Raw genomic sequence first — 11,679 nt, 5'->3', positions numbered from 1 at the left:
AGAACCCTCCTGAGCTGGGCATTCATCGATAATGCGGGCTATGGTTGGTGTACCGCCCGGTGCCGTGCAGCAAGCCGACCGGGATCGCCCGAAGCCCAACACCGCGTACGCGGTGTGACGTCGTACCCGGTCCCCGCCCTATCCGAGAGGGGGACCCCATGACACGGGCCCCGGCAAACCTATTGGCCGTCCGAAGCCTTCTCCTCACCCACCTGAACGTCGACCCGAAGACTGTCCGCGCCGCCGACCTGGAGCCGGACGAGGTTGGCATCGTCGGCGACCCGGACCACCGCGGCGGCTATCACTGCGGCTCGGACCGGGTGGTCACGAACGACTATTCGGTCGTCGAGTCACCCCGGGACCGAGCCGGACTGACCCTGGACGCGGCGGCGCTGGACGTCGGCCAGTTCGAGGTCCGCTCCGCTGGCCGTACGCACACCATGAGGAGTTTCTCGCTCTGGTGCGTGGCCCAGTGCGTCGCGAACGCCGCCGACACCCGGGACCTCCGCGAGATCATCTACAGCCCCGACGGTTCGACCGTGAAGCGGTGGGACCGCCTCGGCAAGCGCAGCACCGGCGACAGCTCGCACCGCTGGCACACCCACTTCAGCTTCTTCCGTGACGCCATCAAGGCGGGTCGCGACCAACGGCCGTTGTTCCGCCGCTACCTCAGTTCCATCGGACTCCTGGAGGACGACGACATGACCCCCGAAGAGCACAACTGGCTGGCCACGGTCCACACGAACCTCACCGTGCTGGACGGCCGAAACCCGATCGGCCAGATCTACACCCGGATGGCGGAGGGTCGGGACGACACCGGCGCCCCGGTGGCCGGCAACTGGAACCTGCAGGCGATGACGAAACAGCTCACCGCCCTGCAGAGCACGCTGAACGCACTGGCCGCGAAGGACTTCACCGATGAGACGGCGATCATCGAGGGCGCCCTGGCCGGGCTGACGCCGGAGAAGATCGCCGCGGCCATTCCGCCCACCGTCGCCAAACAGGTCGCCGACGAGCTGTCCCGCCGGATGGTCGCCTGAGCGGAGGGGCGGTCCGTAGCCGCCGGGTCGCCCCTCTCCGCACCCCCATCCGCAACATCTGTTGAGCAATAACCGTTGCGCAACGGCTGTTGCGGATGCCATGGTGGCGGTATGGAGACCCCCGACGTACGCCACGTCACCGACTCGCGGGTGCTGGCCGCCCTGGCCCACCCGCTGCGTCGCCGGCTGATGGACGTGCTCAAGGTGCACGGGCCCTCGACCGTCGGCCTGCTCGCCGAGCGCACCGACCAGGCGCCGGCGAACGTCAGCCACCACCTCAAGGTCCTCGCCGCCGCGAACCTGGTCACCGAGGCTCCCGAGCTGGCCCGCGACCGGCGGGAGCGGTGGTGGCGGCTCGTCACCCGAGGAGTGCGCTGGTCCAACACCGACTTCGACGCCGACCCGGCCGCCCGAGCGGTCGCCGACGCCGCCACCTCGCTCAACCTCGACCGGCACGTCGCCCTGGCCCGAGCCTGGCACGCCGCCGACGAGGCTGAGCAGGCATCCTGGCACGACGCCGCGTTCTCCACGGACCACTGGCTGCGCCTCACGCCCGAGGAACTGGCCGAGCTGAGCCGCGAGATGATCGGCATCCTCTCCCGCTGGGCCAACCGGGACCTGCCCGACGACCACGCCGAGCGCCGACCGGTCTTCGTGTTCGTCCACGGCGTGCCGGCGCGACCGTGACCGCCACCACCCGCAGCCACCCGACCCCCGTCCGCCAGGCCGGTGGCCTGCTGCGGCACCGGGACTTCCGGCTGCTCTGGACCGGCCAGACGGTCAGCAGCATCGGCAGCAACGTCACCACAGTCGCGTTGCCCCTGGTCGCGGTCGCCGTCCTGGACGCCGGCACCTTCCAGGTGGCGGTGCTCACCGCCGCGGCCTGGCTGCCCTGGCTGCTGATCGGCCTGCCCGCCGGCGCCTGGGTGGACCGGCTGCCCCGCCGACCCGTGATGGTGGCCTGCGATCTGTTCCGCGCGCTGCTGTTCCTCACCGTGCCGCTCGCCGCCGCACTCGACCGGCTCACCGTGACGCACCTGCTGGTGGTGGCGCTCAGCGCCGGCGTCGCCCGGGTCTTCTTCGAAACCGCCGACCAGGTGTACCTCCCGGTGCTGCTGCGACCCGAGCAACTGCCGGAGGGCAACGCGAAGCTGCACGCCACCCAGACCGCGAGCTATGTCGTCGGACCCGGCGTCGCAGGTCTGATCGCCCAGCTCATCGGTGCGGTCACCGCGCTGCTGCTGGACGCGATCAGCTTCCTGGTCTCCGCGGTGTGCCTCCTGCGGATCCGCACCGTCGAACCACGCGCACGCCGGGAGGACCGGTCCCGCTCACTGCGCCGCGACATCGCCGAAGGGCTGCGTTTCGTCGCCCGGGACCCGTACCTGCGGGTGCTGACGGTCTTCGGCGCGGCCAGCAACATCGGGCTGACCGGCTACCAGGCCGTCCTCGTGGTCTTCCTGGTCCGTGAGTTGCGTCTCGAACCGGGTCTGGTGGGCGTCCTGATCGCCGTGATGAGCGCCGGAGGGATCATCGGGGCGTTGCTCGCCACCACGCTGGGCCGGCGCTGTGGCACCGCGCGGGCACTGCTGATCGCCGGGGTGTTCACCGGCCCGCCAGCCCTGCTCATCCCGCTCGGCACACCCGGCATCGGCTTGGCCTGGCCAGCCCTCGGCGGCCTGTTGATCGGCCTGGGGGTGGCCATCGGCAACGTCGTCAAGGGCGCCTTCCGGCAGACCTACACGCCGCACCACCTGCTCGGCCGGGTGACGGTGAGCATGCACCTGCTCAACTACGGCACGATCCCGCTCGCGGCAGTGCTCGCCGGAGCCCTCGGCGCGCGCTACGGCGTCGCGACGGCAATTGTCGTGATGACCGCCTGGTTGGCGGTCACCCCGTTGATTCTGTTGATCGGACCGATCCGGAGGCGGCGGGACCTGCCCGCCGCCCCGGCGGCGTCTTGAGTGCGCTGCGACGGCGGCCGGAGACCGGCCGCCGTCACCGGCACGGAGCTACATCGGGCGGACGTTGTCCGCCTGCGGACCCTTCTGCCCCTGGGTCACCTCGAACTCGACCTTCTGGCCCTCGTTGAGCTCCCGGTAGCCGCTCGAGGCGATGGCGGAGTAGTGGACGAACACGTCCGGCCCTCCACCGTCCTGCTCGATGAAACCGAAGCCCTTTTCCGAGTTGAACCACTTAACCGTGCCGGTTGCCATGCATCTCTCCCTGTTCAAAGCGGCTGACCCTCGGCCTCTGGCCGATGATCGCCCGTACCTGTCCGACAGTAACGGGCGAAACCCCAATCCGCTGGCCGAAGTGCCGTAGGTCTTCGTGTGAACTCGGGTGAACTCTGCGCGCCGGCACGTGAAACCTGCCCCGACCACCCGCCGCTGGGGCATGCTTGCGCCGATGAGGGGTGCCGCAGCCGACGTGCTGACCGAGCTGGAGCGCGAGATCGACGCGCCCGGCGCCGGCCTGGACCGGCTCCGGTTGGTGCCCACCCCGTTCGTCCCCGAGGTGCGGCTGTACCTGGCCGAGGACGCGATCGTCTTCTGGGCTCGGATGGAGGCAGCCGCCGGGCACGCCCTGCCGGCGCCGTACTGGGCGTCCGCCTGGGCCGGCGGCCAGGCCCTGGCCCGGCACCTCCTGGACCACCCCGAGCTGGCCGCCGGACGTCGGGTCCTCGACCTCGCCGCCGGCTCGGGACTGGTGGCCATCGCCGCCGCGCTCGCCGGCGCCGCGGAGGTGGTCGCCAACGACATCGACCCGTACGCCGTCGCCGCCGTCACCCTCAACGCGCGGGCCAACCGGGTCGACGTCGACGTCACCGGGGACGACCTGCTCGACGGCACCGACGCGGAGGCCGACCTGGTGGTCGCCGGAGACGTCTTCTACGACCGCGCGATGGCCGAGAAGATGCTGCCCTTCCTGCAGAGGGCCGCCGCCCGGGGCGCCGACGTGCTGGTCGGTGACCCCGGCCGAGGGCACCTACCGGCGGACCGCCTGACGGTCCTCGCCGACTATCCGGTACCCACCACCGAACCCTCGGTCGACTCGTCGTTGCGCCGGGTGCAGGTGCTGCGACCCGTCTGAGCGCGGACACCGCCTCAGGGACGACCCCGAGACCGATACCAGGGGGGCCTGGGGGCTGGAACCGGATGTCCGAAGTGGTCCGGCGGCCATAGCGTACGAGGCATGACGCAATGGCTGGCACAAATCGGCGAACTACCCGTTCTGCTGCTGATGGGTGCGCTCGGCCTCGTCATGCTCTTCGACGCCGTACCCCTGCTGGGTGTCCTGATCCCCGGCGACGTGGCGATCCTGGCCGCCGTCGGGGTGGGCCGCCCGACCACCGGGCTGGCGACCTTCACCGCGGTACTGGTCGGCTGCCTGGCCGGCTGGTCGCTGAGCTTCCTGATCGGCCGCCGCTACGCCGAGCGGCTGCGACACAGCCGGATCGGCGGCTGGATCGGTGAGCCGCGCTGGTCGGCCGCGGAGGGGATCCTGCGTCGCGGTGGCGGCCGGATGATGATCGTCGCGCCGTTCCTGCCCGTGTTCAACGCGCTGCTTCCGCTGGCCGCCGGCGGGCTGCGGATGTCGTACCGGCGATTCCTCGGCTGCGCGACGCTCGGCGCCGCCGCCTGGGCCGGTCTCTACCTCGCGCTGGGCACGGCATCCCGATCGCTGGCCGGGCTGCTGCCGGGGCAGCCCAGCCCGCTGCTGGTGACCATGGGGGTCGGGATGGTGCTGGCTTCCGTCGTGCTGTTGGGGGCGCGGCGGCGGTTGTTCGTTGTTGCTGGTTGAGGGTTCTTCTGGGTCGGTGGTTGCGGTGTGGGGGCGGGGCCTGCCGTGCCCGGCTCCGGGCGGTCAGGCTTGATCCCTGCGCCGGGCACGGCAGGCCCCGCCCCCGTCGGGGTTCCGTTCCGTCCGGTCGTGCCGCGTCCGCCGAGGGTTGAGAGATCTTCAGGGTGAACGGTCAGCGTTTGGTTCCCTGTGTGGTTGGTTACCAGCCTCTTGCTTTCCATTGGGGGAGGGCTGGGCGTTCCGCTCCCAGGGTGCTGTCCCTGCCGTGGCCGGGGTAGAACCAGGTGTCGTCCGGGAGCTTGTCGAACAGCTTGTGCTCGACGTCGCCGATCAGAGCGGCGAAGCGCTCCGGGTCCTGCTCCGTGTTTCCCACACCACCTGGGAAAAGACTGTCACCGGTCCAAAGGTGCGGGGTGCCCGCCGGGTCGCGGTAGAGCAGGGCGATCGACCCCGGGGTGTGCCCCTTGATGTGGATGACCTCCAGCGCGCAGTCGCCGACCGGCACGGTGTCGCCGTCGGCGAGACGTTCCGCCTCGATCGGCAGCCCGTCCGCGTCGTCGGCGTGCACCAGGGCCCGCGCGCCGGTCTTGGCGACGACCTCCTCCAGGGCCACCCAGTGGTCCATGTGCTGGTGGGTCGTCACCACGGCGGTGAGCCCACCGTCGCCGATCAGCTCCAGGAGCCGGGGCGCCTCGTTGGCGGCGTCGATCAGCACCTGGTCACCGGTGCCCGTGCAGCGCAGCAGGTACGCGTTGTTGTCCATCGGACCCACCGACAGCTTGCTGATGGTCAGCCCGTCCAGCTCGCGTACGGCCGGCGGGCCGCCGTGGGTGACGTCTCCGCTATAAGTCATGACTTTTCTAGATCCATTCCGGTGGAGTAGGCAGGGGGCCGTCGGGAGTGACGGAGAGCGAGCCGCCGTCGGCACGGCCGATCAGCCAGGCGGCGAGGTCGGGCACGGGGCCGGCGACGACCGGGGCGTCGACGCGGTCCCCGATCACCACCTCGTGCCCGCTGCCGTCCGGGCGTAGCACCAACGACGGCGGTGTCGGACCCGTGGAGTGATGGCTGGCCGCCTCGCGCAGCAGCCGGTGGGCGAACGTCTCCGACCAGTGCGCGGGTCGGTAGTCGGCGGCCAGGTCGAGGTGGTGCACCTCGATCTCGCGCAGCCGACCCCACACGAGCAGCGCGGCCGGCCACGGGCCCCTGCGGGCCTGCACCGTCGCCGCCCAGGCCTGCGCGGGCATCGCCGCGACCGCCTCGGCGAACAGGTCGGCGGTGCGCCGTAGATCGTCCAGGTGCTCGGCGGGCGGGCGGTCCGCGCCGGTCTCGATGTCGGTGGTGCGGGCCGCGAGCGAGGCGTACATCGGCAGTGCCTCGCCGGTGCGGGCCGCCGTGAGCAGGTTGACGAAGCCGTCGGCGTTGCGGGCCAGATGCGCCAGCACGTGGCCGCGCGTCCAGCCCGGCAGCAGCGAGGCGGCGGCCAGGTCCGCGACGTCGAAGGACGCTGCGGTACGCAGGAGTCGGCTGGTGGCCGCGTCCACCTCGCCCATCAACAGGAGCGGATCCGTGGTCACCCGTCGACCCTAGCGGTCCGCCGCCGCGCCGTCGCCGGGGAAATCGCTTTCGGCGCGTCGGCGCGCGACCTACCGTCAGCGGCAGACGCGGCACCGGGACATCGGACGGAGGTGGTGATCATGCCGGACGTGGCACGCGTGTTCCGCCATCACCTGCTCCGACACCGATGAGGATGCCATGACGATCGATCTGACCGCGCTCGGCTGGGATGCCGATCGGGAAACGTACGCCGCACGACGCGGCGAGCACCACCCGGGCCGGGTGGCCCGGGTCGACCGGGGGGTCTGCACGGTGCTCACGGCTGCCGGCCCGGTCCGCGCCAGCCTGGGCGGCGCGGTCCTGGCCACCGCCGTCCGGGACCCGTCGGCGCTGCCCTGCGCCGGAGACTGGGTGCTGCTCACCACCTGGCCGGACCGCCGCGTCACCGTGGAGGCGGTACTACCGCGGCGGGGCGCGCTGATCCGCCGTACCGCCGGCAAGGACGCCAGCGGCCAGGTGCTGGCCGCCAACCTGGACACGGCCGCCGTGGTGGAGCCGGTGCACCCCGAGCCGGACGTGGGCCGCATCGAGCGACTGCTGGCCCTGGCCCACGAGTCCGGCGCCCGGCCACTCGTCGTGCTGACGAAGGCCGACCTCGCGGCCGACCCGGCCGCGCTGGCCCGCCAGCTGGCCGCGGTCGCCCCCGGGGTGCCGGTGCTGCCGGTCAGCGCCGAACGCGGGGTCGGACTGGACCCGCTGCGCGCCGAAGTGACGCCCGGCCGCACGCTCGGCCTGCTCGGGCCCTCCGGGGCTGGCAAGTCGAGCCTGGTCAACGCGCTGGTCGGGGCGGTGATGATGCCCACACAGACGATCCGACGCGTGGACGGCAAGGGTCGGCACACCACCACCTGGCGGGCGCTCGTGCCGATCCCCGGCGGCGGCGCCGTGATCGACACGCCCGGGGTGCGCGCGGTGGGCCTGCTGGACGGCGCGGTCGGGCTCGACCGGGCGTTCGCGGATATCGCCGGGCTGGCCGAGGGCTGCCGGTACGCCGACTGCGGCCACGACGGCGAGCCCGCCTGCGCGGTCCGCGAGGCGCTGCAGACCGGCGAGCTGCCCACCCGCCGGTGGGAGAGTTGGCGGCGGCTGCAGGGCGAGGTGGCCCAGGAGAGCCGACGGCGGGAGGCGCGGGTGGCGGCGGAACGGCGCGGTGGGTGGCGCTCGGCCCGGCGACGGGCCGCCCGGCCTCCGACGCCGGGCGGGTTCTGACCGGCGGCCGACCGGGCTGAGCTGGGGGAATGTGCGGGCGGGGGAAACTGTCATACCTCGGGGCTAGAGTTGCCGAGGCGTGATTTCCGCGCCCGCACGACCGCTCAGATCATCCCAGAGCGGGACAGATCCTTCGCTTCGTCTTCTCCCGGGAGTACACGCACCGTGGCCGACCGACTGATCATCCGTGGCGCGCGCGAGCACAACCTGCGTGACGTCAGTCTCGACCTGCCCCGGGACGCACTCATCGTGTTCACCGGGCTGTCCGGGTCGGGCAAGTCGAGCCTGGCCTTCGACACGATCTTCGCCGAGGGGCAGCGCCGCTACGTCGAGTCGCTCTCGTCGTACGCCAGGCAGTTCCTCGGCCAGATGGACAAGCCAGACGTCGACTTCATCGAGGGCCTGAGCCCCGCCGTCTCCATCGACCAGAAGTCCACCTCGCGCAACCCGCGATCGACCGTCGGCACCATCACCGAGGTCTACGACTACCTGCGCCTGCTCTACGCCCGCATCGGCGAGCCGCACTGCCCGGTCTGTGGCGAGCGCATCTCCCGGCAGAGCCCTCAGCAGATCGTCGACCGGGTCCTCGCGATGGCCGAGGGCACCAAGTTCATGGTGCTCGCGCCCGTCATCCGTGGTCGCAAGGGCGAGTACGTCGACCTCTTCGCCGAGTTGCAGGCCAAGGGCTACGCCCGGGCCCGCGTCGACGGCGTGGTGCACCCGCTGACCGAGCCGCCGAAGCTCAAGAAGCAGGAGAAGCACACGATCGAGGTGGTGATCGACCGCCTCACCGTCAAGGCGAGCGCCAAGCAGCGGCTGACCGACTCGGTCGAGGCGGCCCTGGGCCTGTCCAGCGGCCTGGTGCTGCTCGACTTCGTCGACCTGCCGGAGAACGACCCGGACCGGGAGCGCCGCTACTCCGAGCACCTGGCCTGCCCCAACGACCACCCGCTGGCCATCGAGGATCTCGAGCCCCGGGTCTTCTCCTTCAACGCGCCCTACGGCGCCTGCCCGGAGTGCACCGGCCTGGGCACCAAGAAGGAGGTCGACCCGGAGCTGCTGGTCCCCGACCCGGAGCGCAGCCTGCGCGAGGGCGCCATCCAGCCCTGGTCCACCGGGCACAACCTGGAATACTTCCTGCGCCTGCTGGAGGCGCTCGGCGAGGCCCAGCACTTCGACGTCGACACCCCGTGGCGGGCGCTGCCGGCGCGGGCGCAGAAGACGATCCTGCACGGCTCCGACGACCAGGTGCACGTGCGCTACCGCAACAAGTATGGCCGTGAGCGCTCCTACTACACCGGCTTCGAGGGCGTGGTGCAGTGGATCGAGCGCCGGCACTCCGACACCGAGTCCGAGTGGTCCCGCGACAAGTACGAGGGCTACATGCGCGACGTGCCGTGCGCGGCCTGCGGCGGCGCTCGACTCAAGCCCGAGGTGCTCGCGGTCACCCTGGCCGGCAGGAGCATCGCCGAGGTCTGCAACCTGTCCGTGGGGGAGTGCGCCGACCTGCTCGCCGGCATCGAGCTGACCGACCGGCAGAAGCTGATCGCCGAGCGGGTCCTCAAGGAGATCAACGCCCGGCTGCGGTTCCTGCTCGACGTCGGCCTGGACTACCTCTCCCTGGACCGGCCGGCCGGCACGCTGTCCGGCGGCGAGGCGCAGCGCATCCGGCTGGCCACCCAGATCGGCTCCGGCCTGGTCGGCGTGCTCTACGTGCTCGACGAGCCGTCGATCGGGCTGCACCAGCGCGACAACCACCGGTTGATCGAGACCCTGATCCGACTGCGCGGCCTGGGCAACACGCTGATCGTGGTGGAGCACGACGAGGACACCATCCGCGTCGCGGACTGGATCGTCGACATCGGGCCCGGCGCGGGCGAGCACGGCGGCAAGATCGTGCACAGCGGCTCGGTCCCCGCGCTGCTGAAGAACAAGGAGTCGATCACCGGGGCGTACCTGTCCGGGCGTCGGTCGATCCCGACGCCGTCGACACGCCGCCCGCAGGATCCCGGTCGGGAGCTTGTGGTGCACGGCGCGCGGGAGCACAACCTGCGCAACCTGACCGTCCCGTTCCCGCTGGGCCAGCTGATCGCGGTCACCGGGGTGAGTGGTTCGGGCAAGTCGACGCTTGTCAACGACATCCTGTACGCGGTGCTGGCCAACCAGATCAACGGCGCCCGGCTGGTGCCCGGCCGGCACACCCGGGTCTCCGGGCTGGAGCACGTGGACAAGGTCGTCGGCGTGGACCAGTCGCCGATCGGCCGGACGCCGCGCTCCAACCCGGCCACCTACACCGGGGTCTGGGACCACGTCCGCAAGCTCTTCGCCGAGACCACCGAGGCGAAGGTACGCGGGTACGGCCCGGGTCGGTTCTCCTTCAACGTCAAGGGCGGGCGCTGCGAGGCCTGCTCCGGCGACGGCACCATCAAGATCGAGATGAACTTCCTGCCCGACGTGTACGTCCCCTGCGAGGTCTGCAAGGGCGCCCGGTACAACCGGGAGACCCTGGAGGTGCACTACAAGGGCAAGACCGTCTCGGACGTGCTGGAGATGCCGATCGAGGAAGCCGCCGAGTTCTTCTCCGCCATCCCGGCCATCCACCGGCACCTCAAGACCCTTGTCGACGTCGGCCTGGGCTACGTACGCCTCGGCCAGCCCGCGCCCACCCTCTCCGGCGGCGAGGCGCAGCGGGTCAAGCTCGCGTCCGAGCTGCAGAAGCGCTCCACCGGACGGACGGTCTACGTGCTCGACGAGCCGACCACCGGTCTGCACTTCGAAGACATCCGCAAGCTGCTGATGGTGCTGGAAGGGCTTGTCGACAAGGGCAACACGGTGATCACCATCGAGCACAACCTCGACGTGATCAAGACGGCCGACTGGTTGATCGACATGGGTCCGGAGGGGGGCCACCGGGGCGGCACCGTTCTCGCCACGGGCACCCCCGAGGAGGTCGCCGAGGTCGCCGAGAGCCACACCGGCGAGTTCCTGCGCCAGGTGCTCAAGCTCGACGGCAAGGCCAAGGGTGCGGCCGCCGCCACCACCCGCGCGGCCAAGGCCAACGGTGTCACCAAGGCGAGGGCGAGCCGCAAGGTGCCCGCCGCCGCACGCTGACAGTTACCTCCTGACAGCGCCTGATCGGCTTCGTGCGAACCGGCCGGCCCGGTCCGGCCGGTTCGTGCGGCCCGGCCGGGCCCGGTCCGGCCGGTCGTTCGCGGCTCGCTGCGACCCGCTGGGTTCGTGCGGTCTGGGTCCGGTCGGGACCGGCCGGACTCCGGTGCGGGGCGTCCGGTCGGGTCGGCGGCGATTCCCCGACTGGTGTCGCGGCGTTCGTGACGGCGTGGCCTGGTCGGTCGAGGCGCGCCCCGTCTCATTTCCCGGTTCGGACGGATGCCGTGGTGAACCATCCGGCACAGTTGCTCGTGTGGACAAGGTGTGGCCGGCTCTTGACCGGCGCGGCGGGTTAGAGAGAGGCGAGGCATGAGTGACGATCAGGCGCTGACCGGTCCGGGTACGCAGACACGTCGTACCCTGCTCACCGGCGTCGGGGCGGTCGGCGCGGCCGTCGTCTTGGCGGCCTGCGGCAGTGACGACGGCGACAGTGGCAGTGGTGCTCCCACCAGTGGGGGCCCGGCGGTGCCCAGCACCGGTGACGCGGGTGGCGGCGACCGGCAGGGCGCGCAGTCGCTTGCCACCACCGCCGACATCCCGGTCGGCGGCGGCAAGGTCCTCGCCGCCCAGGGTGTGGTCATCACCCAGCCCGTGGCTGGCCAGTTCAAGGGCTTCAGCCCGATCTGCACCCACCAGAACTGCCCGGTGACGAACGTCGACGGCGGCACGATCAACTGCACCTGCCACAACAGCAAGTTCTCGATCGAGGACGGCTCGGTGAAGGCCGGCCCCGCCACCAAGCCGCTGCCCCCCAGGGACATCAAGGTCACCGGAGACCAGATCTCGCTGGCCTGACCGGCTCGGGGGAGCGGCAAGCGCTCCCGCCAGATGATCGACTCGC

The 11,679-nt window shown here is 71.4% G+C and carries 11 protein-coding genes; 8 read left to right on the top strand and 3 right to left on the bottom strand.

The features are described from left to right. Positions 1 to 158: 158 nt before the first annotated feature. From ACGFH8_RS04080 to ACGFH8_RS04070, 3 genes are all read left to right on the top strand, one after another. Positions 159 to 1,040 carry a hypothetical protein gene (locus tag ACGFH8_RS04080; protein ID WP_393363042.1) on the top strand — a complete coding sequence of 294 codons (882 nt, stop codon included), beginning with the start codon at positions 159 to 161 and terminating at the stop codon, positions 1,038 to 1,040. A 111-nt stretch (positions 1,041 to 1,151) separates the two neighbouring features. Further along, entirely contained in the window at positions 1,152 to 1,727 is a 576-nt protein-coding gene (locus ACGFH8_RS04075) for an ArsR/SmtB family transcription factor (RefSeq protein ID WP_393363039.1), read from the top strand. Further along, positions 1,724 to 3,004, top strand: a complete 1,281-nt coding sequence (locus ACGFH8_RS04070) for an MFS transporter (RefSeq protein WP_393363036.1) — start codon at positions 1,724 to 1,726, stop codon at positions 3,002 to 3,004. The genes ACGFH8_RS04075 and ACGFH8_RS04070 overlap by 4 nt, the downstream gene beginning before the upstream one ends. Before the next feature lie 48 nt (positions 3,005 to 3,052). On the opposite strand, the gene ACGFH8_RS04065 is transcribed toward ACGFH8_RS04070, so the two are convergent. Then, positions 3,053 to 3,256: a cold-shock protein gene (locus tag ACGFH8_RS04065; protein WP_007462771.1), complete on the bottom strand. Its 204-nt coding sequence runs from the start codon at positions 3,254 to 3,256 to the stop codon at positions 3,053 to 3,055. 193 nt (positions 3,257 to 3,449) lie between these two features. Between ACGFH8_RS04065 and ACGFH8_RS04060 the strand changes: the two genes are divergently transcribed. Then, entirely contained in the window at positions 3,450 to 4,133 is a 684-nt protein-coding gene (locus tag ACGFH8_RS04060) for a class I SAM-dependent methyltransferase (RefSeq protein ID WP_393363034.1), read from the top strand. A gap of 102 nt (positions 4,134 to 4,235) precedes the next feature. Then, the gene (locus tag ACGFH8_RS04055) at positions 4,236 to 4,844 is read left to right on the top strand and encodes a DedA family protein (RefSeq protein ID WP_393363032.1); all 609 of its coding nucleotides are present in this window, start codon (positions 4,236 to 4,238) and stop codon (positions 4,842 to 4,844) included. Positions 4,845 to 5,043: 199 nt separating this feature from the next. Here ACGFH8_RS04055 and ACGFH8_RS04050 read toward each other — a convergent pair whose 3' ends face one another. Next, positions 5,044 to 5,697 carry an MBL fold metallo-hydrolase gene (locus ACGFH8_RS04050; RefSeq protein WP_393363029.1) on the bottom strand — a complete coding sequence of 218 codons (654 nt, stop codon included), beginning with the start codon at positions 5,695 to 5,697 and terminating at the stop codon, positions 5,044 to 5,046. Positions 5,698 to 5,704: 7 nt separating this feature from the next. Next, the gene (locus ACGFH8_RS04045) at positions 5,705 to 6,421 is read right to left on the bottom strand and encodes a maleylpyruvate isomerase family mycothiol-dependent enzyme (RefSeq protein ID WP_393363026.1); all 717 of its coding nucleotides are present in this window, start codon (positions 6,419 to 6,421) and stop codon (positions 5,705 to 5,707) included. Positions 6,422 to 6,599: 178 nt separating this feature from the next. Between ACGFH8_RS04045 and rsgA the strand changes: the two genes are divergently transcribed. The 3 genes from rsgA (at position 6,600) to ACGFH8_RS04030 (ending at position 11,633) form a co-directional block, all read left to right on the top strand. Continuing rightward, positions 6,600 to 7,670, top strand: a complete 1,071-nt coding sequence (rsgA, locus tag ACGFH8_RS04040; protein ID WP_393363024.1) for a ribosome small subunit-dependent GTPase A — start codon at positions 6,600 to 6,602, stop codon at positions 7,668 to 7,670. Positions 7,671 to 7,835: 165 nt separating this feature from the next. Next, positions 7,836 to 10,781 (top strand): excinuclease ABC subunit UvrA, encoded by a 2,946-nt coding sequence (gene uvrA / locus ACGFH8_RS04035; protein WP_393363021.1) that lies wholly within the window; start codon positions 7,836 to 7,838, stop codon positions 10,779 to 10,781. A 366-nt stretch (positions 10,782 to 11,147) separates the two neighbouring features. Further along, entirely contained in the window at positions 11,148 to 11,633 is a 486-nt protein-coding gene (locus tag ACGFH8_RS04030; RefSeq protein WP_393363018.1) for a Rieske (2Fe-2S) protein, read from the top strand. The last annotated feature ends 46 nt before the right edge of the window (positions 11,634 to 11,679 follow it).

Origin of the sequence: Micromonospora sp. NPDC049175, from assembly GCF_043197345.1 — a bacterium.
In the GTDB taxonomy this organism is placed as follows: Bacteria; Actinomycetota; Actinomycetes; order Mycobacteriales; family Micromonosporaceae; genus Micromonospora.
The sequence above is the reverse complement of the archived record's forward strand: the minus strand, read 5'-3'. Positions and strand labels throughout refer to the sequence as shown.